At 64.1% G+C, this 26,728-nt stretch carries 24 protein-coding genes and 4 tRNA genes; 9 read left to right on the forward strand and 19 right to left on the reverse strand.

Annotated elements, in window-relative coordinates; genetic code table 11:
- Window positions 1-75: 75 nt before the first annotated feature.
- From JC616_RS06485 to JC616_RS06500, 4 genes are all read right to left on the reverse strand, one after another.
- Window positions 76-151, reverse strand: a tRNA-His gene (locus JC616_RS06485).
- 48 nt (window positions 152-199) lie between these two features.
- Window positions 200-275, reverse strand: a tRNA-His gene (locus tag JC616_RS06490).
- Window positions 276-312: 37 nt separating this feature from the next.
- Window positions 313-389, reverse strand: a tRNA-Arg gene (locus JC616_RS06495).
- A gap of 23 nt (window positions 390-412) precedes the next feature.
- Window positions 413-489 (reverse strand) — tRNA-Pro (locus tag JC616_RS06500).
- A gap of 229 nt (window positions 490-718) precedes the next feature.
- Here JC616_RS06500 and folD point away from each other — a divergent pair.
- The 3 genes from folD (at window position 719) to JC616_RS06515 (ending at window position 3,186) form a co-directional block, all read left to right on the forward strand.
- Window positions 719-1,570 carry a bifunctional methylenetetrahydrofolate dehydrogenase/methenyltetrahydrofolate cyclohydrolase FolD gene (gene folD / locus JC616_RS06505; protein WP_227107328.1) on the forward strand — a complete coding sequence of 284 codons (852 nt, stop codon included), beginning with the start codon at window positions 719-721 and terminating at the stop codon, window positions 1,568-1,570.
- Between the two features lie 162 nt (window positions 1,571-1,732).
- Window positions 1,733-2,596, forward strand: a complete 864-nt coding sequence (gene purU, locus JC616_RS06510) for a formyltetrahydrofolate deformylase (RefSeq protein WP_048410466.1) — start codon at window positions 1,733-1,735, stop codon at window positions 2,594-2,596.
- 8 nt (window positions 2,597-2,604) lie between these two features.
- On the forward strand, window positions 2,605-3,186 hold the full coding sequence (locus JC616_RS06515) for a hypothetical protein (RefSeq protein ID WP_227107329.1): 582 nt from the start codon (window positions 2,605-2,607) through the stop codon (window positions 3,184-3,186).
- Window positions 3,187-3,265: 79 nt separating this feature from the next.
- Here the strand turns inward: JC616_RS06515 and JC616_RS06520 are convergent, their stop codons facing one another.
- The 3 genes from JC616_RS06520 to JC616_RS06530 all read right to left on the reverse strand — a co-directional run bounded on the left by JC616_RS06520 (window position 3,266) and on the right by JC616_RS06530 (window position 5,426).
- Entirely contained in the window at window positions 3,266-3,736 is a 471-nt protein-coding gene (locus JC616_RS06520; RefSeq protein ID WP_048414591.1) for an NUDIX hydrolase, read from the reverse strand.
- A 173-nt stretch (window positions 3,737-3,909) separates the two neighbouring features.
- Complete coding sequence (locus tag JC616_RS06525) at window positions 3,910-4,731, reverse strand: undecaprenyl-diphosphate phosphatase (RefSeq protein ID WP_227107330.1); 822 nt, start codon at window positions 4,729-4,731, stop codon at window positions 3,910-3,912.
- A gap of 77 nt (window positions 4,732-4,808) precedes the next feature.
- Window positions 4,809-5,426 carry a UPF0149 family protein gene (locus tag JC616_RS06530; RefSeq protein WP_107799964.1) on the reverse strand — a complete coding sequence of 206 codons (618 nt, stop codon included), beginning with the start codon at window positions 5,424-5,426 and terminating at the stop codon, window positions 4,809-4,811.
- Window positions 5,427-5,579: 153 nt separating this feature from the next.
- Between JC616_RS06530 and cysS the strand changes: the two genes are divergently transcribed.
- The 4 genes from cysS to JC616_RS06550 all read left to right on the forward strand — a co-directional run bounded on the left by cysS (window position 5,580) and on the right by JC616_RS06550 (window position 10,116).
- Window positions 5,580-6,953 (forward strand): cysteine--tRNA ligase, encoded by a 1,374-nt coding sequence (gene cysS / locus JC616_RS06535; RefSeq protein ID WP_227107331.1) that lies wholly within the window; start codon window positions 5,580-5,582, stop codon window positions 6,951-6,953.
- A gap of 122 nt (window positions 6,954-7,075) precedes the next feature.
- The gene (gene rpmE / locus JC616_RS06540) at window positions 7,076-7,291 is read left to right on the forward strand and encodes a 50S ribosomal protein L31 (RefSeq protein ID WP_043593861.1); all 216 of its coding nucleotides are present in this window, start codon (window positions 7,076-7,078) and stop codon (window positions 7,289-7,291) included.
- A 133-nt stretch (window positions 7,292-7,424) separates the two neighbouring features.
- Window positions 7,425-8,351 carry a hypothetical protein gene (locus tag JC616_RS06545; RefSeq protein ID WP_227107333.1) on the forward strand — a complete coding sequence of 309 codons (927 nt, stop codon included), beginning with the start codon at window positions 7,425-7,427 and terminating at the stop codon, window positions 8,349-8,351.
- A 109-nt stretch (window positions 8,352-8,460) separates the two neighbouring features.
- Complete coding sequence (locus tag JC616_RS06550; RefSeq protein WP_107799961.1) at window positions 8,461-10,116, forward strand: ArnT family glycosyltransferase; 1,656 nt, start codon at window positions 8,461-8,463, stop codon at window positions 10,114-10,116.
- A 132-nt stretch (window positions 10,117-10,248) separates the two neighbouring features.
- On the opposite strand, the gene JC616_RS06555 is transcribed toward JC616_RS06550, so the two are convergent.
- The 8 genes from JC616_RS06555 to JC616_RS06590 form a co-directional block, all read right to left on the reverse strand.
- A complete protein-coding gene (locus tag JC616_RS06555) occupies window positions 10,249-12,207 on the reverse strand; it encodes an acetoacetate--CoA ligase (protein ID WP_227107335.1) in 1,959 nt (652 codons plus the stop codon).
- Between the two features lie 53 nt (window positions 12,208-12,260).
- On the reverse strand, window positions 12,261-13,172 hold the full coding sequence (locus JC616_RS06560) for a hydroxymethylglutaryl-CoA lyase (RefSeq protein ID WP_227107337.1): 912 nt from the start codon (window positions 13,170-13,172) through the stop codon (window positions 12,261-12,263).
- A 12-nt stretch (window positions 13,173-13,184) separates the two neighbouring features.
- A complete protein-coding gene (locus tag JC616_RS06565) occupies window positions 13,185-13,697 on the reverse strand; it encodes a GyrI-like domain-containing protein (RefSeq protein ID WP_227107339.1) in 513 nt (170 codons plus the stop codon).
- Window positions 13,698-13,702: 5 nt separating this feature from the next.
- Window positions 13,703-15,670 (reverse strand): acetyl/propionyl/methylcrotonyl-CoA carboxylase subunit alpha, encoded by a 1,968-nt coding sequence (locus JC616_RS06570; RefSeq protein ID WP_227107341.1) that lies wholly within the window; start codon window positions 15,668-15,670, stop codon window positions 13,703-13,705.
- Window positions 15,671-16,177: 507 nt separating this feature from the next.
- Complete coding sequence (locus tag JC616_RS06575; RefSeq protein WP_227107343.1) at window positions 16,178-17,041, reverse strand: enoyl-CoA hydratase/isomerase family protein; 864 nt, start codon at window positions 17,039-17,041, stop codon at window positions 16,178-16,180.
- 8 nt (window positions 17,042-17,049) lie between these two features.
- Window positions 17,050-17,625 carry a hypothetical protein gene (locus tag JC616_RS06580; protein WP_227107345.1) on the reverse strand — a complete coding sequence of 192 codons (576 nt, stop codon included), beginning with the start codon at window positions 17,623-17,625 and terminating at the stop codon, window positions 17,050-17,052.
- Window positions 17,626-17,658: 33 nt separating this feature from the next.
- A complete protein-coding gene (locus tag JC616_RS06585; protein ID WP_081547843.1) occupies window positions 17,659-19,257 on the reverse strand; it encodes a carboxyl transferase domain-containing protein in 1,599 nt (532 codons plus the stop codon).
- A 109-nt stretch (window positions 19,258-19,366) separates the two neighbouring features.
- On the reverse strand, window positions 19,367-20,536 hold the full coding sequence (locus tag JC616_RS06590; RefSeq protein WP_081547845.1) for an isovaleryl-CoA dehydrogenase: 1,170 nt from the start codon (window positions 20,534-20,536) through the stop codon (window positions 19,367-19,369).
- Between the two features lie 140 nt (window positions 20,537-20,676).
- On the opposite strand from JC616_RS06590, the gene JC616_RS06595 reads away from it, so the two are divergent.
- Window positions 20,677-21,126, forward strand: coding sequence for a YaiI/YqxD family protein (locus JC616_RS06595; protein ID WP_043593836.1), 450 nt, complete (start codon window positions 20,677-20,679; stop codon window positions 21,124-21,126).
- Between the two features lie 145 nt (window positions 21,127-21,271).
- On the opposite strand, the gene JC616_RS06600 is transcribed toward JC616_RS06595, so the two are convergent.
- Complete coding sequence (locus JC616_RS06600; protein ID WP_227107347.1) at window positions 21,272-21,796, reverse strand: hypothetical protein; 525 nt, start codon at window positions 21,794-21,796, stop codon at window positions 21,272-21,274.
- 145 nt (window positions 21,797-21,941) lie between these two features.
- On the opposite strand from JC616_RS06600, the gene JC616_RS06605 reads away from it, so the two are divergent.
- A complete protein-coding gene (locus JC616_RS06605) occupies window positions 21,942-22,160 on the forward strand; it encodes a hypothetical protein (RefSeq protein ID WP_227107349.1) in 219 nt (72 codons plus the stop codon).
- 471 nt (window positions 22,161-22,631) lie between these two features.
- Here the strand turns inward: JC616_RS06605 and JC616_RS06610 are convergent, their stop codons facing one another.
- From JC616_RS06610 to JC616_RS06620, 3 genes are all read right to left on the reverse strand, one after another.
- Complete coding sequence (locus JC616_RS06610; protein WP_227107351.1) at window positions 22,632-23,846, reverse strand: L-lactate MFS transporter; 1,215 nt, start codon at window positions 23,844-23,846, stop codon at window positions 22,632-22,634.
- A gap of 396 nt (window positions 23,847-24,242) precedes the next feature.
- On the reverse strand, window positions 24,243-24,971 hold the full coding sequence (locus JC616_RS06615; RefSeq protein ID WP_319792922.1) for a LytR/AlgR family response regulator transcription factor: 729 nt from the start codon (window positions 24,969-24,971) through the stop codon (window positions 24,243-24,245).
- Window positions 24,965-26,635: a sensor histidine kinase gene (locus JC616_RS06620; RefSeq protein ID WP_227107353.1), complete on the reverse strand. Its 1,671-nt coding sequence runs from the start codon at window positions 26,633-26,635 to the stop codon at window positions 24,965-24,967. Before JC616_RS06620 ends, JC616_RS06615 begins: the two co-directional genes overlap by 7 nt.
- Between the last annotated feature and the right edge of the window lie 93 nt (window positions 26,636-26,728).

Below are 26,728 nucleotides of genomic sequence, written 5' to 3' on the forward strand. Positions count from 1 at the left end.
AGACAAGGCCCAAAACTGACCTTATGAGTCGCCAAAATGAAAAAACCCGGCGTTTGGCCGGGTTTTTTTAAGATTTGGGGTGGATGATGGGGCTCGAACCCACGACAACAGGAATCACAATCCTGGACTCTACCAACTGAGCTACATCCACCGCCGAAAGCGGTGAGTCGACGCCCTGAGGCGGCAACTTGAAATAGGGTGGGGTGGATGATGGGGCTCGAACCCACGACAACAGGAATCACAATCCTGGACTCTACCAACTGAGCTACATCCACCACTGAAAAACAAGCACTGCATTGTACCACAATTACTTGGCGCGCCCGACAGGACTCGAACCTGTAACCCCCGGCTTAGAAGGCCGGTGCTCTATCCGGTTGAGCTACGGGCGCTCGGTCGGGCTTCGCCTTACTGCTGGTCGGGGCGGCGGGATTCGAACTCGCGACCCCCTGATCCCAAATCAGGTGCGCTACCAGGCTGCGCTACGCCCCGACGACAGAGACCGCAACTATACGGATGGCGATTTGGGCTGTCAACACCTGTTTGTAATTAAATTGCGGCCGGCCAGGGGCGCGATATTGGCCGGGCGGCGGGCTGGGCGGCACTTCCCTTTATTTATCTTGATCTTAAGTAAGTTTTGTTGCGCAGCGGCATTTCGGAAGCGGCCGAAAAATGCGAGAATATGCGCCTTCTTTTTCAGCCTCTATTATGGAACCGGCCCATGGCAGCACAACTGATTGACGGCAAAGCGGTAGCGGAAAAACTGATCGCCAAGGTGGGCGAGGGCGTGCAGGCGCGCCTGGCCGCGGGCAAGCGCGCCCCGGCGTTGGCGGTGATCCTGGTGGGCGAGGACCCGGCGTCCGCGGTCTACGTGGGCAGCAAGAAGCGCTCCTGCGAGAAAGCCGGCATCCGTTCGCTGGCCTATGATCTGCCGGCCGATACCAGCCAACAGGCGCTGCTGGACATCATCGACCGCTTGAACGCGGACGCGGAGGTGGACGGCATCCTGGTGCAGCTGCCGCTGCCCAAGCAGATCGACCCGCAGGCGGTGATCGAGCGCATCGATCCGAAAAAGGATGTCGACGGCTTCCATCCCTATAATATGGGCCGGCTGGCGATCAAGATGCCGCTGCTGCGTCCCTGCACCCCGCGCGGCGTGATGACGCTGCTGGAAGAGTACGGCATCGATCCCAAGGGCAAGAAAGCGGTGATCGTCGGCGCGTCCAATATCGTCGGCCGTCCGCAGGCGCTGGAAATGCTGCTGGCGCGCGCCACGGTGACGGTGTGCCACAGCGCCACCGCCGATCTGGCCGCCGAAGTGGCCGCCGCCGACATCGTGGTGGCCGCGGTGGGCATCCCCAACTTCGTCAAGGGCGAGTGGATCAAGCCGGGCGCGGTGGTGATCGACGTGGGCATCAACCGTCTGGACAGCGGCAAGCTGTGCGGCGACGTGGAGTTCGCCGCGGCGGCCGAGCGCGCCGGCTTCATCACCCCGGTGCCGGGCGGCGTCGGCCCGATGACGGTGGCCACCTTGCTGCAGAACACTCTGGACTCCGCCAATATGCACGCTTGAACGGCGCGCCGTTCAGCCCAAAACGCCATCGCCGCTTCCGCGGCGGCGGCGTTTTTGTTTTATCGGCGCGCGATAGGGCCGGCGCTTGCAAACAAAGCGAGACGCTGGCGGCCCGGCTATCGTAAAATCGACGGTTTTAGTTCGCAGTAAGCAAATCCGATCATGAGTCAAGACAAGCAATCGGCCACGCTGTTGATCAGCGCGCCGGACAAGAAGGGCCTGGTGGCGGCCATCGCCAACTTCCTGATGACCTACAACGCCAACATCATGCACGCGGACCAGCATCAGGACACCAGCGAAAACCTGTTCCTGATGCGGGTGCAGTGGGATGTGGACGGCTTCACCCTGCCGATGGAGAACTTCGCCGCCGCCTTCCAGCCGATTGCCGACGAACACGCGATGAACTGGAAGGTGTCGCTGTCCACCCGCAAGCCGCGGATGGCCATCTTCGTGTCCCAGTACGAGCACTGCCTGGTGGATCTGATGCACCGCTGGCGCATCGGCGAGCTGGACTGCGAGATCCCGCTGGTGATTTCCAATCACGAAACCTGCCGCCGGCTGGTGGAGTTCAACGGCATTCCCTTCCATGTGATCAAGGTCACCAAGGACAATAAGGAAGAGGCCGAGGCCGAGCAGTTCCGCCTGCTGGAAGAGGCCGGCGTGGACTTCATCGTGCTGGCTCGCTATATGCAGATCCTGTCCCAGGGTTTCGTCGAGCGCTATCCGGACCGGGTGATCAACATCCATCACAGCTTCCTGCCGGCATTCGACGGCGCCAAGCCTTATCACCGCGCGTTTGCGCGCGGGGTGAAGCTGATCGGCGCCACCAGCCACTACGTGACCGAGGATCTGGACGAGGGCCCGATCATCGAGCAGGAAGTCACCCGCATTTCTCACCGCGACGAAGTGGACGACCTGATCCAGAAAGGCCGCGACCTGGAAAAAGTGGTGTTGTCGCGCGCCGTGCGCTGGCATATGGATAACCGCGTGCTGTCCTATAACAACAAGACGGTAGTCTTTGACTGAGAGCGGACATGCGCCTGCTGATTGACGATGTGGTGGATTTGCTGCGCTTCCGGGTCAAGCCCCTGGGCGAGTATCAGTATCCGCGCTGGCAGACCCTGCTGTTTCTGATCGCGCTGGGTCTGGTGGCCAGCGCCGACACCGCTGAGCTGGGCGACAACCTGACCGGCCGCATGCTGTTCATGGTGTTGTTCACGCTGGCGGAAACCCTGTGTTTCGCCGGCTTCATCGGCCTATGGCTGCGTTTTGCCAAGTGGGACGGCCATGGTTCGCTGTTCGGCCTGGTGGCGGTGGCCAGCGGCCTGCAGTTCGTGGAACCGCTGACCAGCTGGTTGCCGGACGACGCGGCGCTGGCGGTCAACGGGGTGTTGTCCATCTTCGGCATTCTGGTGTTGGTCAACGCGCTGGCCGTGGTGTCGGGCATTCACCGGCTGCGGGTGGCGCTGGGAGTGTTGTTGTTCGCGCCGGTGGCCATGGTCTTGCTGGCCGGGGCCTTGTCGCTGGGTTCGGCGGCGGGCTGGGTGGATTTGCCCGCCGGCGTGGCCGACGCCGCGCGCGGAGCGGAGAGCTCGGCGCCCGCAAGCGGCATCTGAGCCGCGGGCTGAAAAAAGAACAGGACATGCCAAGGCATGTCCTGTTTTGCATGGAGGGCGCGTGAACGGGCCGGCGCGCTCAATCCACCTTGGCGATGTAGCGGGCCAGGCCCAGCAGCGCGCGCAGCGCGTCGCCCTTGGCGGTGACTTCGCCGCGCAGCCGCGCGTAGCGGCGCAGGATGGCGCGGCCCTCTATGAACAGGTCCATATCGGTGTCCGGCGAGGACACCAAGGCGATGCGTTCGATTTCCCCCTGCGGGCGCGGCTGGCCCTGCGCGATGCACAGGTAGACCTTGTGCGCGTTGAACGGGGTGATGTGATCGAACAGATACAGCATGGAGTTGATGCGCAAGCCGGTTTCTTCCCGCACTTCGCGGATCAGCGCCTGGGAGCGCAGTTCGCCGCGGGCGGCCTTGCCGCCGGGAAGATTGTAGCGGCCGCCTTTGGCCGCGGTGACCAGCACGCCGTCGGGCAGTTCGATAATAGCGGTTGCGCGCCTGGCCAGGTCCGCCGGCAGGCGCTCGTTTCTTTTTTCTTCCAAAACACTCATTCTTCAAAAAATTAGTTAGGGCCACCGGCGAGAGTGGCCCTGGATATTATTTTTCCATTCTAAAGCACTAGACCGATCAGTCCAATAAGCTGTGCTCAAAATTTACTCATATATCTGATTTGAATGATATAAATCGCGTCGCCATTCAAATTGAAACCATGCGGTTTCGGAGCTCAAAGCAGTTTGGCTAATAAACCGCCCAGACCCACCAGCAGGCAGTAGTAGCCAAACGGGCGCAGCGACTCGATTTCGCTTTTCTTGAAGTAGCGCATCAGGAAGGCGGTGCTGGCGTAAGCGCAGGCGCCGGACAGCAGGCCGCAGGCCAGCAGCAGTCCTGCGGAAACCTGGCTGTGCGCCAGCTTGGGCACTTCCAGCACGCCGGCGGCGGCGATGATGGGGGTGGCCAGCAGGAAGGAGAAGCGCGCGGACGAGGCGTAGTCCAGGCCGTGGGCGAGGCCGGTCACCAGGGTGGCGCCGGAGCGGGAGAAGCCGGGCAGCAGGGCCAGGGCCTGGCCCGCGCCTATCTTGATCGCGCCGGAGAAGCTCAGCCGCTCCAGGTCCAGATGGGCTTGCTTCCGTTTCAGGCGGTCGCCCCACAGCAGGAGCAAGCCGTTCAGGCTGAGGAAGATCAGCACCGCGGTGGTGCTGGTGAACAGCGCGCGCAGCTGTTTTTCCAGCAGCAGGCCCAGCAAGCCGGCGGGGATGGTGCCGGCGATCAGCAGCCACATCAGCCGGGCGTCCGGATTGGAGGCCTTGCCGCCGGCCTTGAGGAAGCCGCCTGTCAGTTGCAGCCAATCGCGGCGGAAGTACAGCAGCAGCGCGGCGGCGGTGCCCAGGTGCAGCACCACCATGAAGGGCAGGAAATCCGGGCTCATGCGGTTGATGGACCAATGCAGCCAGTCCGGTATCAGCACGCCGTGGCCCAGGCTGCTGACGGGAAAGAGTTCGCTGACGCCCTGGATGACGGCGAACAGCAGGGCTTCGATAGGGTTCATGGCGGGTCCTGTGGCGGTGGGAGGCGGCTTGCGCCGGCCTGCTTATCAACGCCGCCGCCGCGGACCGGTTGACCGGCTCAGTTGCGCTGCCGGCGTTCCAGCGCTTGTTCCTCCTCTTCCAGCCGCCGGCGAATGGCGGAGAAGAAGCGGTGGATGCCGTGCACGGATTCGGACAGCTCGGCCAGGCATTGTTGGCGCCGCTCGGGCGTCAGCGCGGGCATTTGTACTTCTGGGTCCGGATTGCGCTCGAAAGCCAGGGTCAGGATGGGCTCCAGCAGCGGCGCCTGCTCCGGATCGTCGAACAGCAGGCCCCAGTCCTCGTTCAGCAATTGCATGCCTTCGGAAAAGCCTTCGGCCCAGTCGTTGCCGCGGATCTCGCCGGCGGCGTCCGCTTCCAGCCAGGGTTGGAAGGCGTCGTCCTCGCGTAGCGCGGCGGAGACGTCCAGCCAATGCCCCATCAGCAGTTTGGCGAACTGTTCCAGCGCCTTGTCGCTGGGAAAGGCGGCATCGTCGTCGAAGGCGTCGCCGATGATGGCGGGCAGGCATTCTGTCGGCTTGATCGGTTCCGGGCCGCAGAGCAGGGCGGCGAAGAAGCCGTCCAGATGTTCCAGATTCATGCCTTGCTGCGGCAGGAAGCGGTTCAGGGTGGCGGCCAGGCGTTGGTAGTCGGCGTCGGAAAGCGGGGTATGGCTCATGGCGGACCAGGGCTAGGGAGAAAAGCCCATTATCCGCCATCTGGCGGCCCAGCGCACCGCCGGCCGCGCGGCGCGTCGCAATCACGATGCGGAGGGCTTGACGGCTCTGTTACAATCGTTCTTTTTTGACCCAACCTCTAATAGGTTTCCATCATGTTGACCGTGTATAACACCCTGACCCGCCAGAAAGAAGAGTTCAAACCCATCGAGCCCGGCAAGGTGTGTATGTACGTGTGCGGCATAACGGTCTACGACCTCTGTCATATCGGACACGCGCGCATGCTGACGGCCTTCGACGTGATCTATCGCTGGCTGGACGCGTCCGGCTACGACGTCACCTATGTGCGCAATATCACCGATATCGAGGACAAGATCATCAAGCGCGCCGCCGAGCGCGGCATTCCGCCGCAGCAGCTGGTGGAAGAGACCACCGCCGACATGCGCCAGGACGCCGCCGCGCTGAGCCTGTTGCCGCCGACGTTCGAGCCGCGCGCCACCCAGCATGTGCCGGGCATGGTGGCCTTGATCGAAAAGCTGATCGCCAACGGCAAGGCCTACGCCGCGGGCAACGGCGACGTGTATTACGCGGTGCGCGAGTTCGAGGGCTACGGCAAATTGTCCGGCCGAACCCTGGACAAGCTGCGCGCCGGCGAACGGGTGGAAGTGGACCCGCACAAGCGCGATCCGCTGGACTTCGTGCTGTGGAAAGCGGCCAAGCCGGGCGAGCCGTCCTGGGACAGCCCGTGGGGCGCGGGGCGTCCGGGCTGGCATATCGAGTGCTCGGTGATGAGCTGTCATCATCTGGGCGAGCATTTCGACATCCACGGCGGCGGCGAGGATCTGCAGTTCCCGCACCATGAGAACGAAATCGCCCAGTCCGAGGGCGCCCATGGCCACCAGTACGTTAATTACTGGCTGCACAACGGCTTCATCAATGTAGACGGCGAGAAAATGTCCAAATCGCTGGGCAATTTCTTCACCATCCGCGACGTGCTGGGCCATTTCGACGGCGAGGTGATCCGCTTCTTCATCGTGCGCAGTCATTACCGCAGCCCGGTGAACTACACCGACAGCATCCTGGTCGACGCCAAGCACGGCCTGACCCGGCTCTATACCGCCTTGCGCGGCCTGGAGCTGCCGGCCTCCGCCGGCATAGACTGGAAGGACCCGTTCGCCGCGCGCTTCCAGACCGCGATGAACGACGACTTCAATTCTTCGGAAGCGGTGGCGGTGTTGTTCGAGCTGGCCGGCGAAGTCAACAAGAGCCGCGATCCGCGTCAGGCGCGCCTGCTGAAGGACCTGGGCGGCGTGCTGGGCCTGCTGCAGCGCGACCCGGAAGACTTCCTCAAGGGCGGCGCCGGCGACGAGGAGTTGTCGGCCGAGGCCGTGGAAGCCTTGATTCAGGCGCGCAAGGATGCGCGCGCCGGCAAGAACTGGGCGGAGTCCGACCGCATTCGCGATGAGTTGACCGCCAAGGGCATCGTGCTGGAAGACAGCGCCCAGGGCACGGTCTGGCGCCGCGCCTGAGCCGCAGGGGCCGCCGTTGACAGTGGATTTGGCACTTGTCAAGCGGCGGCAAAGCGCGGATAATCGATAGTTTCGCAAGCAGTACAGGCAAATCCCCTGTACCCGATTTGAAAGGAAGACACATGAAAACCGATATTCACCCGACTTACAAAGACCTGACCGTTACCTGCTCCTGCGGTAGCCAGTTCGTGACCAAGTCCACCATGTCCAAGGACGCGTTCGGCATTGAAGTTTGCTCCAACTGCCACCCGTTCTACACCGGCAAGCAAAAGATCGTCGACACCGCCGGTCGCGTTGACAAGTTCAACCAAAAGTTCGGCGGCTTCTTCAAGCGCTAAGCGCCGAGGATACGTTGGACACCCAGAAAAAGGCAGCTCAGGCTGCCTTTTTTCTATGATTCCGGCGCGGCGGCGGCAGGGTTTGGCAGATTCCGGCCGGCGGCGCGCGTACCTATTCTGCAAAGTTGAGGCCATGGCGATCCACATCGTTTACCTGTCCCACGGCGGCAAGAAATACTACGACCAGACCCGCTTTTCCGTGTTGAGCCTGTTGCATTTGCTGCTGAAGCAGCAGCGGCAGGACGTGAAGATCATGGTGTACACCGACGCGCCGGACAGCGTGCCCGCGCATCCCCTGGTCCGCACCGAGACCCTGAGCCGGGCGCAGTTGCAGGCGTATCGCGGCCAGTTCGACTATGTGCACCGCATCAAGCTGGAAGTGATGCTCAAGGCCGCGCGCGAACTGGGCACCGCCGTCTTGTACGTGGACTGCGACACCCGCTGGCTGTGCGTGCCGGACGAGCTGTTCGCCCGGCTGGAAGCAGGAAACGCCAGCTGCATGCACGTCAACGAAGGCGTGTTCGGCCCCGGTTTCTTCCCGGATTATCTGGCCGCGGTGGACAAGCACGGCGCCGAGCTGCGCAAGATGGGCGTGGCCGACGTTCAGGGCCTGGCGATGTGGAACGCCGGCGTGGTCGGCGCTTCCGCCGGCATGGTGCCCTTCTTTGAAACCGCCTTGCGCATCAACGACTTCCTGCTGCCGCGCGTGGAAGCGCGCAACTGGACCGAGCAGCTGGCCTGGTCGCTGGTGGCCTGCGACGGCCGTCAGCCGCTGGCGCTGGGGGATGCGTTGCATCATTACTGGAACTACAGTTACGAGGCGCCGCTCTACCTGGCTGAAGTGTTCGCCGGCATGGCGCCGGACTGGGATGTGGCGCGCCAGGCCCAGTACTGCGGTGAATTCGCCTGGGACGAGGCCAGGCTGAAGACGATACAGGCCGATCCCGATCACAAGCGCCAGCGCCGCCGCAACAAGTTGCGCAACTCCATCGCCAAGCGCAAGGTGGATTGGCGCATTCTGATCGCTCGCTTGCGCGGCGCTTTGCCGTCGGCTGATTGAAAGGGGCCTCGAACAATCGTCGCGAGCGGTTCGAGAGCAAGGCGCGCCGCAGCGCTCGGGCCGCGCGGTAGATCTTTCGAGCTCCCCTGAAACTGTTTGAACGAGACTCATGCTCACTTATTCGGAACAATCCCAAACCCTGGCCAAGCCCACGGAAAAACCGTGGATTCTGCTGCTGCTGTGCTTTGTCTGGCTGTGGCCGGGCATCTTGGGCCACGATCCGTGGAAGCCGGACGAGCCCTTCGTGCTGGCGGCGGTGCAGGGCATGCTGGACACCGGCAACTGGCTGCTGCCCACAGTGCAAGGCGCGCCCTATCTGGATAGCCCGCCGCTGTATTACTGGGTGGCGGCCTTCATGGTCAAGCTGCTGTCTCCCTGGCTGCTGGCGGCGCACGACGCCGCGCGGCTGGCCACGCCCTTGTTTATGGCGCTGGCCTTGCTGCTGGCCGGCATGGCCGGCCGCGATCTGATCGGCCGTCGTCACGGCCGCAGCGTGGTGATGGTGTTGATAGGCTGCGTCGGCCTGGTGGAGACCGGCCATCAGCTGACCTCGGTGGTGGCCGGTTTCGCCGGCTTCGCCGCCGCCTTCTACGCGCTGTCGCTGACCCTGCGTTCGCCCGGCCTGGCCGGCGCCTTGCTGGGCGCGGCCAGCGCGGCCATCTTCCTCAGCGCCAGCCTGATGGAGCTCTTGCTGCTGTGGATGGTGGTCTTGCTGCTGCCGGCCTTCTCCGCCTGGCGCAGCAAGCAATACGCGATCACCGTGCTGCTGGCCTTGCTGATCGCCGCGCCCACCTCCCTGGTGTGGCCGCTGGCGCTGGCCAAGAGTCATCCGGACGCGTTCAATCTGTGGTGGAACGAGTACTCGCTGGGCCAGCTCAACGGTTTTGGCCGGGTGCAGCTGTTCCACGACTTCGGCTACTACAGCCTGAACGCGCTGTGGTTCGCCTTCCCGGCCTGGCCGTTGGCCGGCTGGACCTTGTACCGCAACCGGGAACGGCTGGACCAGGCGCGTTTGCAACTGCCGCTGATGTTCTTCGCCGTGGTGTTGATCCTGTTGACCTTGTCCAGCCGTCCCAATATGACTTACGCGATGCCGCTGCTGCTGCCGCTGTCCTTGCTGGCGGCGGTGGAGCTGGACAACCTCAAGCGCGGCGCGGCGGCCTTCCTCAACTGGTTCGGCCTGATGACCTTCGGCTTCTTCGCTATCCTGGTGTGGGCCGGCTGGGCGGCGATGAACTTCGGCTGGCCGCGGGGCCTGGCCGGGCGAGCCCAGTATTTCAGCCCGTATTATCAGGAGCACGTGTCCAGCCTGGCCGCGGTGTGCGCGGTGATCGCCACCCTGGTGTGGCTGTGGGCGCTGACGCGCAAGCATTTGCGCGGCCGCCAGGCCATCAGCAACTGGGCGGCGGGCCTGACCCTGCTGTGGGGTCTGGGCATGACCTTGTGGCTGCCGTGGTTCGACGCCGCCAAGAGCTACCGTCCGGTGGTGGAGCGGATGATGAAGGCGCTGCCGGCCAACGCCGCCTGCGTGGCGACCGAGAGCCGCAATCAGCTGGCGCTGATCAGCTGGCGCTATTACGCCGGCCTGGACCTGGTGTCCTATCCGGCGGGCAACGCCTCGCCCTGCGACTACCAACTGGTGGTGCGCTCGGAGGACGAGGGCATCGCCGAGCCGGGCTGGGAAGTGCTGTGGTACGGCTCCCGGCCGCGCGAGCAGAATATGATGTTCGCGCTATTGCGGCGCATTCATCCGCATGAGCAATAAGAGCGGCGAGCAAACCCCCTGACGCTGCGTGGCGCGCCTTGCCCCAGCGGTAAAACCGGGTTTTGTTAAGCAGGCTAAAAACCCCCGCATTCATCAATCAATGCGGGGGTTTTTCATGGGCCGCGCGTGGGCTCAGTTTTGCAGTTCGTCCAGGTTCTCGAACAGCTTCAGCGCTTCCGGATTGGCCAGCGCGGTGAGGTTGCTGACCGGCTGGCCGTGGATCACGTTCTTCACCGCCAGTTCGACGATCTTGCCGCTGATGGTCTTGGGGATGTCGGCGACGGCGATGATCTTGGCCGGCACGTGGCGGGGGCTGGCGCCGGTCTTGATCTGCGCCTTGATCCGCTGCTGCAGGTCTTCGTCCAGCCGCGCGCCGGCGCGCAGGCGCACGAACAGCAGCACGCGCTCGTCGTCCTGCCACTGCTGGCCGACGGCGATGCTTTCCAGCACCTCGTCGAAAGCCTCCACCTGGCGATAGATCTCCGCGGTGCCGATGCGCACGCCGCCGGGATTGAGCACCGCGTCGGAACGGCCGTAGATGATCATGCCGTCGTGGGCGGTGAGTTCGGCGTAGTCGCCGTGGCACCAGATATTGTCGAAACGGCCGAAATAGGCCTGGCGGTACTTGCCGCCGTCGGGATCGTTCCAGAAGCCCACCGGCATCGACGGGAAGGGGCGGGTGCACACCAGCTCGCCTTTTTCGCCGCGCACCGGCCGGCCGTACTCGTTGTAGATGTCCACCGCCATGCCCAGGCCGCGGCATTGCAGCTCGCCGCGGTAGACCGGCAGGCTGGCGCAGCCCAGCGCGAAGCAGGACACGATGTCGGTGCCGCCGGACACCGAGGCCAGATTGATGTCGGCCTTGATGTTGGCGTAGACCCAGTCAAAGCTTTCCGCCACCAGCGGCGAACCGGTGGAGAACACCGCGCGCAGCGAATCCAGCTTCCATTCCCGGACCGGCGCGATGCCGCTCTTGCGCAGGCCGTCTATGTATTTGGCCGAGGTGCCGAAGTGAGTGAAGCGCTGCCGCTCGGCGTAGTCCCACAGCGTGCGGCCTTCGCCGACAAAGGGCGAGCCGTCGAACAGCATCAGCGCCGCGCCGGACGCCAGGCCGGACACCAGCCAGTTCCACATCATCCAGCCGCAGGTGGTGAAGTAGAACAGGCGGTCGCCATGGTGCACATCGCCGTGCAGCTGCTGTTCCTTCAGATGCTGCAGCAAGGTGCCGCCGGCGCCGTGGACGATGCACTTGGGCTTGCCGGTGGTGCCGCTGGAATACAGGATGAACAGCGGGTGCCGGAAGGGCAGCCGTTCAAAGCTCAGCGCTTGCGCTTGATACGCGGCGGTGAAGTCCGTCAGGGTGATGGCCTTGGGCACGTTTTCCGCGAACACGCCGGTTTCGCCCAGATAGGGCACCACGATGATTTGCCGCACCGAGGGCAGCGCCTCGGCCAGCGCCGCCATCTTGGCGCGGATGTCCACCGCCTTGCCGGCGTACCAATAACCGTCCGGGCAGAACAGCAGCTTGGGCTCGGTCTGGCCGAAGCGCTCCACCGCGCCGTCCGCGCCGAAGTCCGGCGAACAGCTGGTCCACACCGCGCCCAGGCTGTTGGCGGCCAGCATTGCGGCGATGGTTTCCGGCATATTGGGCATGAAGCCCGCCACGCGGTCGCCGGCCTGAATGCCGGCGCCGCGCATCGCTTGTTGCAGCAGCGACACCTGGGCGCGCAGCTCGCGCCAGCTCCAGCGCCGTTGCAGCTTGTCCTCGCCCCAGAACACCAGCGCGTCGCCGTCGTCGTCGCGGCGCAGCAGGTTTTCGGCATAGCTCAGCCGCGCCTCCGGGAAGAAGCGGGCGGCCAGCATATTGTCGCCGTCGCTCAGCGCGGTGGCGCCCTTGTCGCCGATCACGCCACAGTAATCCCAGACCAAGGACCAGAAGCGGGCCGGATCGGCCACGCTGGCGCGCCACAGTTCGGCGTAGCCGTTCAGTTTGCGGTCGTAGGACAGTTCGGCCAGCTTGGCGAAGGCGGTCAGGTGGGCGCCGGCCAGGCGGCCGGCGGAGGGGGTCCAGATGGGCGTGTCGGGGGTCATGCTTTCTCCTGATATTTTCTCCGCGCGCCGGCCCATGGACGGGCGGCGGCTTGTTATTGCTCCGGCCTGGCGCGGCGCTTGTCGCCGACGGCGTGCGCCAGCTTGGAGGCCGGCAGCTTGCCCAGCGCGCCGGCGATGAACCAGGCCGTGTCCACCAGCGCGGCCAGGTCGACGCCGGTGTCGAAGCCTTCGCCCTGCAGCAGATAGACCACGTCCTCGGTGGCGACGTTGCCGGAAGCTCCCTGAGCATAAGGGCAGCCGCCCAGACCGGCAACCGAAGAATCGAATGTCATCATTCCTGCGCGCAAACACGCATGAATATTGCTGATGGCCATGCCGTAAGTGTCGTGAAAGTGGCCGGACAGCTTCGACATTGGCACAGTCTTGCTCACCGCTTCCAGCATCGCCAGCACGCTGGACGGCGTGCCCACGCCTATGGTGTCGCCCAGAGAAATCTCGTAGCAGCCCATGTCCAGCAGCCGCGCGGCCACCTCCGCCACCTTGGCCGGCGCGATGCGGCCCTCGTAGGGACAGCCCGCCACGCAGGACACATAGCCGCGCACCGGCACGCCGGCCGCCTGCGCGCGCGCCATCACCGGCGTGAAGCGCTGCAGGCTTTCGGCGATGCTGGCGTTGATATTGCGTTGGCTGAAGCTTTCGCTGGCGGCGCCGAACACGGCGATTTCGCGCGCGCCGGCCGCCAGCGCCGCGTCCAGTCCCTGCTCATTGGGCACCAGCACCGGGTGGGACACCGGCCCGGCCAGGTCCAGGCCGGCCAGCACCTCGGCGCTGCCGGCCATCTGCGGCACCCATTTGGGCGAGACGAAGGCGCCGGCTTCTATGGTGCGCAGGCCGCTGGCGGCCAGGCGGCGGATCAGCTCCAGCTTGACGGCGGTGCTCACCGGCTGTTTTTCGTTTTGCAGCCCGTCGCGCGGACCCACTTCCACTATCTTCACTTGCGGCACTTCGGCTCTCCGTTAGCGGCGGCGCGGCTGCACCGGGATGTAAATGTCCATCTGGCGTTGCGGCAGCCCCGGCGCGCAGCGGCCGTCGTAACGCTCGAAGGAACCCAGCGGCGCTTGCTCCCATTGCTTGGAGGCCGGCAGCCAGTCTTGCATGATGTAGCGCCAGGCCGCCTGGATCGCCTGGCCGAACTCGGCGTCGCTGCCGGCCGGCTGGGTGGTGAACACCGCGCACTTGGCCGGCGGCGTGCTGAGCCGCGCGCAGCCGGGCGGCAGCGGCAAGGGCTGCGCGCACTCCATCCCTATCATATAGCCGAAGCGGCCGCTGTCCGGGTCGAAGTCGTGGATCAGCCCGTATTCCGCGGCGTCGGCGCGGCCCAGCGCCGCCAGCAGCGGCTGGCGCAGCGTGGCCGCGTATTCGCCCCAGAACTCGGGAATCTGGCGCAGATTGTCGCCGTTCTCCATCTGGGTGGCGATGCTGTAGCCGGCCAGATTCAGGCCGGGATGATTGATGATGATGGGGTCCATAGGTGTCACTCCGCTTCGAAGTCGACCAACTCGTCGCCGTCGTTGACCTGCTCGCCGGTGCCGAAATAGAAAGCCTTGACCACGCCGTCCGCCGGCGCGGGGATGGTGTGCTCCATCTTCATCGCCTCCAGGATCAGCAGCGGGTCGCCCTTGTTGAGTTTGACGCCGGTGGTGGCCAGCAGGGCGACGATGCGGCCCGGCATCGGCGCTTTCAAATGGGTTTCGCCGTGAACCTCCTCGGCGGCCACCGCCAGCGGGTCCAGCCACTGCGCTTCCAGCCGGCTGCCGGCGGCGAACAGCACTCGTTGCGGGCCGCTGCGGGCGACGACGGCTTCCCGTTGTTGATCGCCCAGCCGCGCGCGCAGCGTTCCGCCGTCCAGGCGGCCGCTGGCGGAGAACAGCCTGCCGGCGGCGGCGATCTCGCAGCCGTCGCCCAGATGGCGCAGCGTCACCGGATAGTCCTGGCCGGCGATGTGGAACACGAGCTTGCGGCTAAGCGCGCCGTTGAGCCGCCAGCCGGCGGCCACCGGGAAGCCGCCGGGCGCGGCCAGCGCCTCGGCCAGCGCCAGCAGCGCCAATTGCTCCGCGTCCGGCGCGGCTGGCGGCGGCAGCAGCGCGTCGTGGTGACGGGCGATCAGGCCGGTATCCACCTGGCCGCCGGCGAAGCTGGCGTGCTGCACGATGCGGCGCAGGAAGGGGATGTTGGTGGTGACGCCGGCCACCTGGTAATCGGCCAGCGCCGCGTCCAGCCGTTGCAGCGCCTGGCGGCGGTCCTCGCCCCAGACAATCAGCTTGGCGATCATCGGGTCGTAGAAGGGCGAGATGCTGTCGCCGGCGACGACGCCGGTGTCGATGCGCACGACGGCGGATTCCGCCGGCGCGCGCAGGTGGTAGAGGGTGCCGGTGGCGGGCAGGAAGCCCTTGTCCGGGTCTTCGGCGTAAATGCGCGCCTCGATGGCGTGGCCGCTGATGCTGAGCTGTTCCTGGGCCAGCGGCAGCGGCTGGCCGCTGGCGACGGCCAATTGCCAGGCCACCAGGTCCTGGTCGGTGATCATCTCGGTGACCGGGTGCTCCACCTGCAGCCGGGTGTTCATTTCCATGAAGAAGAAGCGGCCGGGGCTGCCGTCGGCCTGCACTTCCATGATGAATTCCACGGTGCCGGCGCCGACATAGCCCACCGCACGGGCGGCGGCGCAGGCGGCCGCGCCCATCGCCTCGCGGGTGGCCGGCGGCAAGTCCGGCGCCGGCGCTTCCTCCAGCACTTTCTGGTGGCGGCGCTGCACCGAGCAATCGCGCTCGAACAGATACACGCATTGGCCGTGGCGGTCGGCGAACACCTGGATTTCCACATGGCGCGAGCGCGGCAGGTATTTCTCCACCAGCACCTTGTCGTCGCCGAAGCTGGCGCGCGCCTCGCGCTGGCAGGAGGCCAGCGCCGCTTCGAAGTCCGCAGAAGCTTCCACGATGCGCATGCCCTTGCCGCCGCCGCCGGCGCTGGCCTTGATCAGCACCGGGTAGCCGATGGCGTCCGCCTGGCCGCGCAGGAAGTTCGGCTCCTGGCGCTCGCCGTGATAGCCGGGCACCAGCGGCACCCGGGCTTGCTCCATCAGCGCCTTGGCCGCGGATTTGCTGCCCATCGCGGCGATGGCGGAGGCGGGCGGGCCGATGAAGGCGATGCCGGCGGCCTCGCAGGCGGCGGCGAAGTCCTCGTTCTCGGACAGAAAGCCGTAGCCGGGGTGGATGGCTTGTGCGCCGCTGCGGCGGGCGATGTCCAGGATCAAGTCCCCGCGCAGATAGGAATCCGCCGCCGGGGCCGGGCCCAGCCGATAGGCCTCGTCGGCCAGCTTGACGAAGCGGGCGTCGGCGTCGGCGTCGGAATGGACGGCGACGGTGGCGATGCCGAGCGCGCGCGCGGTCTTGATCACGCGGCAGGCGATTTCACCGCGGTTGGCGATGAGTATTTTATTGAACATGGTGCTCTTTCATGGTCGGCCCCTCTCCCCCAGCCCCTCTCCCGCGAGGGGAGAGGGGAGTGATCAAGCGTTGTTGCCGTTTCAATAGCCGAATCTCGTTTGATTAAAGTCACTCGTCAACGTCGCCATCCAAAGCCCCTCTCTCGCGAGGGGGAGAGGGGAGTGATCAAGCGTTGTTGCCGTTTCAATAGCCGAATCTCGTTCGGTCAAAGTCACTTGTCGACGTCGCCACCCAAAGCCTCTCTCCCGTGAGGGGGAGAGATCAAGCGTTGTTGCCGTTTCAACCGCCGAATCTCGTTCGGTCAAAGTCACTTGGCGACGTCGCCACCCAAAGCTCCTCTCCCGTGAGGGGGAGAGATCAAGCGTTGTTGCCGTTTCAATAGCCGAATCTCGTTTGGTCAAAGTCATTTGTCGACGCCGCCACCCAAAGCCTCTCTCCCGTGAAGTGGAGAGAGGAGTGATCAAGCGTTGTTGCCGTTTCAACCGCCGAATCTCGTTTGGTCAAAGTCACTTGTCGACGTCGCCACCCAAAGCCCCTCTCCCCTTGTGGGAGAGGGGTTGGGGAGAGGGGGCGTCCAGGCCTGCTTCCAGCCAGTTCGGCGCGCGTTTTTCGAAGAAAGCGGCCAGGCCTTCGCGCGCCTCGGCGCCGGCGCGCACGCTGGCGATCTGGCCAGCGGTGTCCTCCAGCAATTGATCGTCCCAGGGCGAGCCCTCGCGCAGCATGGCCAGCAAGTCCTTGGCCGAGGACAGCGCCTGCGGCGCGCCCTGGGCCATCGCCTCGGCGATGTCGGCCACGCGCGCGTCCAGCGCCTCCGCCGGCACCAGCTCATGCACCAGGCCGATGCGCAGCGCGGTGGCGGCGTCGATGCGCTCGGCGGACAGGAAATAACGCCGCGCCTGACGCCAGCCTATCGCGTCGGCCACATAAGGGCCGATGGTGGCCGGCACCAGGCCCAGCCTCACCTCGGTCAGGCCGAACTTGGCGGCCTCGGTGGCGATGGCCACATCGCAGACCGCCGCCAGGCCGGTGCCGCCGGCCAGCGCCGCGCCGTGGATGCGGGCGATCACCGGCTTCTTGCTGCGGTAGATGCTCTTGAGCATGGCCGCCAGCCGCTGCGCGTCGGCCAGGTTCTGCTCCTCGCCGTAGCCGGCGGCGCGGCGCATCCAGTCCAGGTCCGCGCCGGCGGAAAAGCTTTTGCCGCGGCCGGCCAGCACGATGGCGCGGCAGTCCGACTGCAATTGCAAATGGGTGAAGGCGGCGGTCAGCTCGGCGATCAGGGTTTCGTTCATCGCATTGTGAACGTCCGGCCGGTTCATCCAGATCGTATAAATTGACGCTTCAGACTCTATTTGTATTGTGGAGTAGTTCATGACGCCTCCTACTGTTCTCGGTTTAAATAATTATGAATTACGTCATGGGTGTAGGTTAGGACGGTAATTGACTCTTCAAACGATTCTTTAATGTTAATGAAATTAATGTTGACAGGTGCAGGTATGCTTGGGTCGCCTTCTCGTGTAGATGGATAGCGAAAAGTAGTAGATCCAGAATCAATCTCGTGCAATTCCTGTTTGAACTTATTTAACTTGCTCTCGTGTTTTTCGAACTCTTTTATAAATTCTTCTTTTAGATTTAGTGATATGTTTATTTTTTTGACTGTTTGTCTGAATTTTTCGTGAAGACTGCTTAGGTTGTGGTCATTTTTGAATTCTATTTGTTCTTCTGGCTTTAATAGAGGGTTTAAGAATTTTAAGTTTGTTTTGTAACCTAGCTCTAAAGTGTGCCTTATTAAGAATAGAATAGGGAGATATATGCCTGTGCATGAGCCACGATATGCGGTTTCAAATATCATTTCTACCGTGAATTTATATTGTCCATAATACATTGCCCAGTCATCATGTTGGTGATCTTGTGAATGTAGAGTGATGTTATAATTCCAAAACCGTTTGTCATGCATGGCATACCTCAATGGTGGAAAAGCAAATACAAACTACATCCGGAACACGCCGAAGCGTGTGCTTTCCACCGGCGCGGACAAGGCCGCTTCCAGCGCCAGGCTCAGCACCTCGCGGGTCTGCGCCGGGTCTATCACCCCATCGTCCCACAAGCGCGCGCTGGCGTAATAGGGGTGGCCCTGGCGTTCGTACTGCTCGCGCACCGGCGCTTTCAGCGCTTCTTCCTGCTCGGCGCCGAAGGCGTCGCCCAGTTGTTCCTTCTTCACCTGGGCCAGCACGCCGGCCGCCTGCTCGCCGCCCATCACCGAGATGCGGCTATTCGGCCACATCCACAGGAAGCGCGGCGAATAAGCGCGGCCGCACATGCCGTAATTGCCGGCGCCGAAGCTGCCGCCTATCAGCACGGTGAACTTGGGCACGCGGGCGCAAGCCACGGCGGTGACCAGCTTGGCGCCGTCTTTGGCGATGCCGCCGTTCTCGTACTTCTTGCCCACCATGAAGCCGGTGATGTTTTGCAGGAACAGCAGCGGAATGCCGCGCTGGCAGCACAGCTCGACGAAGTGCGCGCCCTTGAGCGCGGATTCGGAGAACAGGATGCCGTTGTTGGCGATGACGCCGACGCGGTAGCCGTTCAGCCGGGCGAAGCCGGTGACCAGGGTGGCGCCGTAGTTCTGCTTGAACTCGTCGAACTCGGAATCATCCACCAGCCGGGCGATGATCTCGCGCACGTCGAAGGGTTTTTTCGGGTCCGCCGGGATCACGCCGTAGATTTCCTCGGCCGCGTAGCGCGGCGGGCGCGGCTCGGCGCGGTCCAGCTCGCCCTGCTTGCGCCAGTTGAGGCCGGACACAATGCGGCGGGCGATGGACAGCGCGTGGGCGTCGTTCTGCGCCAGGTGGTCGGCCACGCCGGACACGCGGGCGTGCACATCGCCGCCGCCCAGCTCCTCCGCCGTTACCACCTCGCCGGTGGCCGCCTTCACCAGCGGCGGGCCGCCCAGGAAGATGGTGCCTTGTTCCTTGACGATGACGGTTTCGTCCGACATCGCCGGCACATAAGCGCCGCCAGCAGTGCAACTGCCCATCACCACTGCGATCTGCGGAATGCCGGCGGCGGACAGATTGGCCTGGTTGTAGAAGATGCGGCCGAAGTGCTCGCGGTCCGGGAACACCTCGTCCTGCAAGGGCAGGAAGGCGCCGCCGGAATCGACTAGATACACGCAGGGAAGACGGTTGTCGCGCGCAATCTCCTGGGCGCGCAGATGCTTCTTCACCGTCATCGGGTAATAAGTGCCGCCCTTGACCGTGGCGTCGTTGGCGATGATCAGGCAATCCACGCCGGCGACGCGGCCGATGCCGCTGATCAGGCCGGCGCCGGGCGCGTCGTCGTCGTACATGCCGAAGGCGGCCAGCTGGGACAGCTCCAGGAAGGGCGCGCCGGGGTCCAGCAGCAGATCGATGCGCTCGCGCGGCAGCAGCTTGCCGCGGGCGGCGTGCTTGGCGCGCGCCTTGTCGCCGCCGCCCAGCGCGGCCTTGGCCACCTTGTCGCGCAGGTCGGCCACCAGCGCGCGCATCTTGTCGGCGTTGGCCTGGAAGTCCGCCGCGCGCGGTGAGAGTTTGGATTCGAGGATGGGCATATCGTTTTACCTTGTCATTCGCCGTCGACGAAGCGTGCGGTCAGTGAGCATTGGGCTTGCCGGGTGGGGCTGAAGCGCAACGCGGCATCAGGCACTGTATCCGCCGCGATTACCGGGTTTCCGCCATCAGTTCGCGGCCTATCAGCCAGCGGCGGATTTCGCTGGTGCCGGCGCCGATCTCGTACAGCTTGGCGTCGCGCAGCAGGCGGCCGGTGGCGTATTCATTGATATAGCCGTTGCCGCCCAGGCACTGGATGGCGTCCAGCGCCATCTGAGTGGCGCCCTCCGCCGCGTACAGGATGGCGCCGGCGGCGTCCTTGCGAGTCTGGCGGCCGGTTTCGCCGCGGTCCAGCGCTTGGCCCACCGCGTAGACATAGGCGCGGCTGGCGGACAGCTTGACGTACATATCCGCCAGCTTGCCCTGCATCAGCTGGAAATCGCCGATGGCCTGGCCAAACTGCTTGCGGTCGTTCAGGTAAGGCACCGTGATGTCCATGCAGGCCTGCATGATGCCCAGCGGGCCGGCGGCCAGCACCGCGCGCTCGTAGTCCAGGCCGCTCATCAGCACCTTGACGCCGTTGCCTTCGCCGCCCAGCACATTGGCGTCCGGCACGAAACAGTTGTCGAAGAACATGGGGTAGGTGTTGGAGCCGCGCATGCCCAGCTTGTCCAGCTTGCTGCCGTGGCTGAAGCCGGCGAAGCCGCGCTCCACGATGAAGGCGGTGATGCCCTTGGCGCCGGCGCTGACGTCGGTCTTGGCGTACACCACCATCACGTCCGCGTCGCCGCCGTTGGTGATCCACATCTTGCTGCCGTTGAGCAGGTAGCCGCCGTCGGCCTTGTCGGCCTTCAGCTTCATGCTGACCACGTCGGAGCCGGCGTTGGGCTCGGACATCGCCAGCGCGCCGACATGCTCGCCGGACACCAGCTTGGGCAGCAGCCGGCGTTTTTGTTCGTCATTGCCGTTCTTGTGGATCTGGTTGACGCAGAGATTGGAGTGCGCGCCGTAGGACAGGCCCACCGAGGCGGAGGCGCGGCTGATTTCCTCCATGGCGATCATATGAGCCAGATAGCCCATCTGGGTGCCGCCGTACTGCTCGTCCACCGTCATGCCCAGCAGGCCCAGATCGCCGAACTTGCGCCACAGATCGGCCGGGAACAGGTTGTCGCGGTCGATGTCGGCGGCGCGCGGGGCGATTTCGCTTTGGGCGAAGTCGCGCGCGGTTTCGCGCAACATATCGTAGGTGTCGCCAAAGGCGAAGCGCAGGCTGCTGTACATGGTTTCTCTCCTCTGATGGGCGCGCGTGATTCGCGTGATATGCTCTATCATTACTTACGTTTACGTAAGCGTCAACATGGCAACGACGGAAACCGGCGCGAAACCGTTATCATGGCCGGGTTTGCATGCAGAGAACAGACATGACGATATGGGTGGACGCGGACGCCTGTCCCAAGGTGATCCGCGAAACATTATGCCGGGCGGCGCAGCGCACCGGTGTGGAGCTGGTGTTCGTCGCCAATCAGCTATTGACGGTGCCGAAAGCGCCCAACATCCGCGCCTTGCAAGTGCCCAAGGGTTTTGACGTGGCCGACAACGAGATTGTCCGTCGCATCGCGGCGAACGATCTCTTGATCACCGGCGATATCCCCTTGGCGTCCGAGGCCTTGGGCAAGGGCGCGCAGGCGCTGAATTGGCGCGGCGACGTGTATTCGCCGGACACCATCGCCGCGCAGCTGACGATGCGGGATTTCATGGACACGCTGCGCGCCAGCGGCGTGCAGACCGAAGGCCCGCCGCCCTTGAGCCAGGCGGACCGTCAGGCTTTCGCCCGGCAGTTGGATATCTGGCTGGCCAAGCGGCGGGGCTGAGGCGGCAGCGGTTATGGAGGAGAGGGGAGCCGCGTGGGTATCGCTGCGCTCCACCCACCCTACCCATGACGAGCCACTGCGCGTAGGGTCGGAGGAGCCGTAGGCGATACCCACCAGCCGCTCCCGTTTCCAGCGCCAATAGGTTTTAGCCTTTCTTCTTTCTACGCGGCTTCCGCTGCAAGGTGTTCAATTCGTCCAGGCTGAGATGGAAGCGTTGCACCGCCTCCACATGCTTAGGCAGGTCAAGCTGTTGCACTCCCAAGTTCAGCAGTATCTCCAGATAGTTGAAGAAGCTCTTGCACATGCTGCGGCGGTGGCCGCGCTGACTGAAATCCATGTCGTTAGTGATGCGGAACAGCAGTCCGCGCCCGGAGTGCTGGCGGTTGAGCTTCAGCAACTGCGCCAGATGGGCGGCGTACTGATGGCCCAAGGCGCGGGCTTCAAACTCATCCTTGGCTTCGGCAGGCTGCCAGTAATGCGGATAGGTACGGCCTTTGATGCGACGGATGAAGGGCAGGCTGAGGTCTTTGGCGTGGGGGCCGGCAAACCGGTAGCGGGAGCGCGGGCCTAGCGGCGGGAGTGGGGATACGGAGTCCAGACGGATGTCTTGGGTTTCAGCAGAGGGCGGAGAGAGTTCGATGCCTAGCACCGGACGGACAGGCTTTACCATTTGCAACCTCCTGAGCAGAAGGGCCATGCCGCAAGGCGGCAGGGCGGGCACATGACAAGAGTTGGCCTACCGGTGATATGTCGTACAAAGCCGGCGCGCCCTCGAGGGGCGCCACTTGCCATGGCCCGCCCGAATAGGCAAAGCAATGGCAGCGGATACGCTGTGGAAACAGCGCATCCGCGACGACATTTCAATTCAGGAGGCCAATCCCGAGCGCCGCGATTGTTGCGGCGCGGGGGCTATTGTTGGGGAGGAGCGGGAGGGCGTCAAGCCGACGAAGTCTAGCAAAGAAAAGGACCGCCGAAATCAAACTCTGCGCAGCCTAATGCCGAATGGACAAGCTCTACCCTTTGTAAGCTCTTGAGCAGAAGGGCCATGCAGCAAAGAGGTAGGGCGGGCACATGACAAGAGTTAGTCTACCGGTGAGTCACTGCAAAAGCCGGCGCGCCCGTGAGGGCGCCACTTGCCACGGCCCGTCCGCATAGGCAAAGCAATGGCAATAGATGCGCTGTGGAAATAGCGCATCTGTTGCAGTGATTCGTATTGGGGAGACTAAACCCGAGCGCCGCGATTACTGCGGCGCGAGGGCTATTGTTTGGGGAGGCGCGGGAGGGCGTCAAGCCGGCAGGGTCCGGTAAGGTGGATCGCCACCATCATCTTGCGTGGCGCAGTGGGGTTCCGCGTGGGTATCGCTACGCTCCTCCCACCCTACGCGCGGCCGCTCGTCATGGGTAGGGTGGGTGGAGCCGCAGGCGATACCCACCAGCGACAGCCATCAAGCTCCCCAAACAACAACGCCCCCAAAACGGGGGCGTTGCGGCGAGCGGAGTGGGAATCAGGCCTTGCCCAGATGCGGCTCGGCTTCGAACTCCGCTTCTTTGCTGCTGCCCGGTTGACGGATGGTCAGCGAGAACAGCAGCGCGACGATCAACAGCGCCAGGATCAGATGGAAGGTGGCCAGGAAGCCGCCGAACAGCGAGGCGACGATGGAGCCGACGATGCTGCCGATGCCGAAGCCCAGATAGATCACGCCGTAGTTCTTGGTCAGATTGTTGAGGCCGAAGAAATCGCTGACCAGCGAGGGGTAGACGGTGATGGTGCCGCCGAAGCTGAAGGCGACGCAGGCGATGGCCAGGAAGAACAGGGTGGCGTTCAGCGGCACGAACAGCAGGGTCAGCATGCCGGCCAGCGCGGCAATCTGAGCGATGGTGATCACCCGGATGCGCGGCATCTTATCGGAGAGAATGCCCAGCACCAGCCGGCCGGACAGATTGGCCACCGCGATCACCGCGACGGCGTTGGCGGCGGTCAGCGCCGGCAGGTGCACATAGCTTTCGCCAATGTCCTTGGCCACGCCGATCACGTACAGGCCGCTCATGCACACGGTCAGGAACATCAGTGCCAGCATCCAGTACTGCGGTTGGCGCATCGCCTCGGCCAGGGTGTAGTCATGGCTGGCGTTCTGCTGCGCGGCGGCTTGTTGCTGCGGCGCGTCGCGCATCAGCAGGCTGCCGGCCACCACCATGGCCATGGCGATCAGGCCCCACAGCTCAAAGGTGGTTTCCAGGCTGAAGCGGGCCAGCAGCGCCAGATTGATGTATTTGAAGCCCAGGCTGCCCAGGCCGTAAGCGCCGATGGCGCAGGCGGACACCAGGCCCTTGCGTTCCGGGAACCATTTGACGCAGTTGGACAGCGTCAGCAGGTAGCCGGCGCCGTCGGCCAGGCCCACTAGCACGCCGGCGCATAGATAGAGCATGACCAGATTATTGGCCTGGGCGGTGAGGAAGAAGCCCAGGCCCAGCATCAGGCCGGCGCCCAGGGTGACGCGCTGCACGCCGAAGCGTTCTTGCAGTTTGCCTGCCAGCGAGGAGGCCACCGCCAGCGCCAGGCTGAGCAGGCCGAAGGCGAAAGCCACCTGGCTGACCGGCTCGGACAGCTTGGCGGAGAGTTGGGCGTTGAACAGGCTCCAGGTGTAGACGGAGCCTAGCGCGAATTGGGTGAGGACGGTGCCGGCCAGGGTACGGTAGCGGATGGTGTTTGAGGCGTTCATGGCGCTGCTCGCTTAAAGTCATTACTGTTGGTGTGACTATAAGCCTGTGCTTATGTAGGGGGCGCGGCGGCGGCATGAGATGCAGGCGGGGCGGAATGAAGTGCAGACGGCGGCGAATCAGTTACAGGCCCTGAAAATGGCGCGCATGAGTGAATGGCATTTCCATTGCCAAGCTGGCTTGCCAATGGAATGTCTGGCCTTAGAGCCTGTTCAAAATCTCGCGAGCCAGAGCGAGCCAAGGCGAAAACGGCTGAGAAAGCGGAGTGTACATAGGGTACATGAGCATTTCGAAGCCGGTTTCAACGCCGTATCGCCGCAGCGCAGCAGATTATGAACAGGTTCTTATTCAGGAGCCGGCTGGCAGCCGGTTTGATGCGCCGCGCGGGTGGCCAACGCTCAAAGATGCATCAACTGCCGGAAAGCCTTGATATTGCTGCGGCTGACCGGAATCTCGGCTTTCAGGTCGTACAGCTTGATGATGTAGGTGCTGTTGAGCCAGGGCGCGATTTCGCGGATTTTGTGGATGTTGACGCAGTAGGAGCGGTGGCAGCGGAAGAAGCTGTCGGCCGGCAGGCGGGCGACGAATTCGCTGATGCTCATCGACATCACGTAGCGGTCGTGCGCGGTGTAGACCAGGGTGACTTTCTCGTCGGCCTCGGCGTAGTAGATCTGCTCGCAGGGGGTGACGATGATGCTGTCGCCCTTGACCAGGTTGACGGTGCGGCTGGCGGCCGGGGCTTCGGCTGGCGCGGCGGCGGCCGGCGGCGTTTGCGCTTCCAGCTTGGCCAGCAGATTGATGATGCGGGCCTCGTTGTAGGGCTTCAGGATGTAGTCGAAGGCCTCCACCTCAAACGCTTCCACCGCGAACTCCTTGTAGGCGGTGACGAAGACGATGCGCGGCGGTCGCGACGATTTGTGCAGGTTCTTGGCCAGCAGCAGCCCGTCAATGGATGGGATGTTGATGTCCAGGAACACCACGTCCACTTCGTGTTCCTGCAGGAATTTGAACGCTTCCAGCCCGTCTTCCACGCTGGCGACGATGTCGATGTGGCTGTGCTCGCGGATCAAATAGGCCAGCTCTTCGCGCGCCAGGTATTCGTCTTCCACGATCAGGGCTTTCAGCATGTCGGCTCCTCGGCGGCGGGCAGGTCGAAACAAACGGCGGTGCCGGGCTCCAGCCGGGTCAGCCGCAAGCCCTCGCCGTATAGCAGCTTGAGCCGCTGGTTGACGTTGCTCAGGCCTATGCTGCGGCTGGACAGCGTGCCGGCGGCCACGCCGTCCAGCACTTCCTGGCTGACGCCGTAGCCGGTGTCGCGCACGCAGACATGGACCTTGCCGCCGTCGCGCTTGACCGCGATGCTGACCCGCCCCGGCTCCTTGCGCGGTTGGATGCCGTGCAGGATGGCGTTTTCCACCAGCGGCTGCAACAGCAGGCTGGGGATGCGCACATGCACGTCGTCGATGTCGAAGTCCACCGTCAGCTTGGCGCCGAAGCGCGCCTGTTCTATCGCCACGTAGTCGCGCACTTGCTGCAGTTCTTCCTGGATGTCGATCAGCCGGTCGCCCAGCGACAGGTTGTAGCGCAAGTAGTCCGCCAGGTTGGCGATCAGTTGGCGCGCCTGCTGCGGCTGGATGCGGATCAGCGAGGAGATGGCGTTCAGGGCGTTGAACAGGAAGTGCGGGTTGATCTTGCTTTGCAGCGCGCTGAATTCCGCCTTGCGCGCCATTTCTTCCAGCTGTTTGACCCGCGACACTTCCATCTGGGTGGAGATCAGTTGGGACAGGCCCACCGCCACTTCGCGCAGCGGCGTGCTGATGCCGTGGCTCTTGCGGTAGAAGATTTTCAGGGTGCCGCTGACGCCGGCTTTTTCGCGCAGCGGGATGATGATGACGGAGTGGAAGTCCGCCAGGTGGTATTGCTGCAGATTGTTCTCGATGATGATCTGGTCGCCGGCGATGGCCTGGCGGGTGATGGCGCCGATGGCGGAGTGCTCGTCCATCTCGTAGTAGTCCTTGCCCAGGCCGACATAGGCCAGCACGTCCGAGGTGTTGGTGATGGCCACCGCGTCGGCGTCCAGCTGGTCCCGGATCACGGTGCAGACCTGGACCATGGCGTCGCGGTCCAGGTTCTGGAAATAGGGCAGGGTGCGGTTGGCGATGGTCAGCGCCAGCTTGGCCTGGCGCGCGGCCAGCAGTTCTTTTTCGTCGTTCAGGTCTTGCACCAGCTTGATGATCAGGCCGACGCAGACGGTGCCGACAATCATCGGGAAGGCGATGTGGCTGACGATGGGCACGCCCACCGCCGGCTCGGTCAAGAGCAGGATCAGGCCCATGGTCAGCCCTTCGCACAGCATGCCGGCCAGGATGCCGTACAGCCACAGCCGCCCCCGGTCTGCGCGGCAGTGTATCCAGGTGGCCAGCAGGCCGGCGCAGACGCTGGAGATCAGGCAGGGCAGCGAGGTGTAGCCGTTGATGTCGATCAGGTAGCGGTGCAGACCGGAGACGATGCCGGCCGGTATCCCTACCCAGGGGCCGAACAGGATGCCGCCGGACAGGACGGCGATGATGCGCACATTGACCAGGGAGCCGTCCACCGGAATGCCGGTATAGGTGCTGAACACGGCGAACAGGCAGAACAGCAGCGACACCGCCGCCAGTTCGGCCGGGCTGTGGTCCTGTTTGCGCAGCAGGTGTTGAAACGGGCGGGTGCGGGTGAGGAAGAACAGCGCCATCAACATCAGCGCCGCCCGTTCGAACACCGCCAGCAGCATGGCTTGGTTTTCTATCATGGCGTCGGGAGTGGGGCGGCCGCGCCCGCTGGGGCCGGCCTCAAGCCCTGATTTTAAGCCATGCGGCGGGCTTTGGCCGCAGGCGGGCGCAGA

This window comes from Chromobacterium rhizoryzae (assembly GCF_020544465.1).
In the GTDB taxonomy this organism is placed as follows: domain Bacteria; phylum Pseudomonadota; class Gammaproteobacteria; order Burkholderiales; family Chromobacteriaceae; genus Chromobacterium.

What these genes read in the sequence shown, in the direction of transcription:
- JC616_RS06530 (WP_107799964.1), bottom strand. Translation starts at nt 5,426, where the DNA reads ATGAGCCATACCCCGCTTTCCGACGCCGACTACCAACGCCTGGCCGCC.
- JC616_RS06570 (WP_227107341.1), bottom strand. Translation starts at nt 15,670, where the DNA reads ATGTTCAATAAAATACTCATCGCCAACCGCGGTGAAATCGCCTGCCGC.
- JC616_RS06590 (WP_081547845.1), bottom strand. Translation starts at nt 20,536, where the DNA reads ATGTACAGCAGCCTGCGCTTCGCCTTTGGCGACACCTACGATATGTTG.
- JC616_RS06550 (WP_107799961.1), top strand. Translation starts at nt 8,461, where the DNA reads ATGCTCACTTATTCGGAACAATCCCAAACCCTGGCCAAGCCCACGGAA.
- JC616_RS06580 (WP_227107345.1), bottom strand. Translation starts at nt 17,625, where the DNA reads ATGCATGACAAACGGTTTTGGAATTATAACATCACTCTACATTCACAA.
- rpmE (WP_043593861.1), top strand. Translation starts at nt 7,076, where the DNA reads ATGAAAACCGATATTCACCCGACTTACAAAGACCTGACCGTTACCTGC.
- JC616_RS06620 (WP_227107353.1), bottom strand. Translation starts at nt 26,635, where the DNA reads ATGATAGAAAACCAAGCCATGCTGCTGGCGGTGTTCGAACGGGCGGCG.
- cysS (WP_227107331.1), top strand. Translation starts at nt 5,580, where the DNA reads ATGTTGACCGTGTATAACACCCTGACCCGCCAGAAAGAAGAGTTCAAA.
- JC616_RS06605 (WP_227107349.1), top strand. Translation starts at nt 21,942, where the DNA reads ATGGCAGCGGATACGCTGTGGAAACAGCGCATCCGCGACGACATTTCA.
- JC616_RS06585 (WP_081547843.1), bottom strand. Translation starts at nt 19,257, where the DNA reads ATGCCCATCCTCGAATCCAAACTCTCACCGCGCGCGGCGGACTTCCAG.
- JC616_RS06610 (WP_227107351.1), bottom strand. Translation starts at nt 23,846, where the DNA reads ATGAACGCCTCAAACACCATCCGCTACCGTACCCTGGCCGGCACCGTC.
- folD (WP_227107328.1), top strand. Translation starts at nt 719, where the DNA reads ATGGCAGCACAACTGATTGACGGCAAAGCGGTAGCGGAAAAACTGATC.
- JC616_RS06545 (WP_227107333.1), top strand. Translation starts at nt 7,425, where the DNA reads ATGGCGATCCACATCGTTTACCTGTCCCACGGCGGCAAGAAATACTAC.
- purU (WP_048410466.1), top strand. Translation starts at nt 1,733, where the DNA reads ATGAGTCAAGACAAGCAATCGGCCACGCTGTTGATCAGCGCGCCGGAC.
- JC616_RS06575 (WP_227107343.1), bottom strand. Translation starts at nt 17,041, where the DNA reads ATGAACTACTCCACAATACAAATAGAGTCTGAAGCGTCAATTTATACG.
- JC616_RS06525 (WP_227107330.1), bottom strand. Translation starts at nt 4,731, where the DNA reads ATGAACCCTATCGAAGCCCTGCTGTTCGCCGTCATCCAGGGCGTCAGC.
- JC616_RS06565 (WP_227107339.1), bottom strand. Translation starts at nt 13,697, where the DNA reads ATGGACCCCATCATCATCAATCATCCCGGCCTGAATCTGGCCGGCTAC.
- JC616_RS06615 (WP_319792922.1), bottom strand. Translation starts at nt 24,971, where the DNA reads ATGCTGAAAGCCCTGATCGTGGAAGACGAATACCTGGCGCGCGAAGAG.
- JC616_RS06600 (WP_227107347.1), bottom strand. Translation starts at nt 21,796, where the DNA reads ATGGTAAAGCCTGTCCGTCCGGTGCTAGGCATCGAACTCTCTCCGCCC.
- JC616_RS06515 (WP_227107329.1), top strand. Translation starts at nt 2,605, where the DNA reads ATGCGCCTGCTGATTGACGATGTGGTGGATTTGCTGCGCTTCCGGGTC.
- JC616_RS06595 (WP_043593836.1), top strand. Translation starts at nt 20,677, where the DNA reads ATGACGATATGGGTGGACGCGGACGCCTGTCCCAAGGTGATCCGCGAA.
- JC616_RS06520 (WP_048414591.1), bottom strand. Translation starts at nt 3,736, where the DNA reads ATGAGTGTTTTGGAAGAAAAAAGAAACGAGCGCCTGCCGGCGGACCTG.
- JC616_RS06555 (WP_227107335.1), bottom strand. Translation starts at nt 12,207, where the DNA reads ATGACCCCCGACACGCCCATCTGGACCCCCTCCGCCGGCCGCCTGGCC.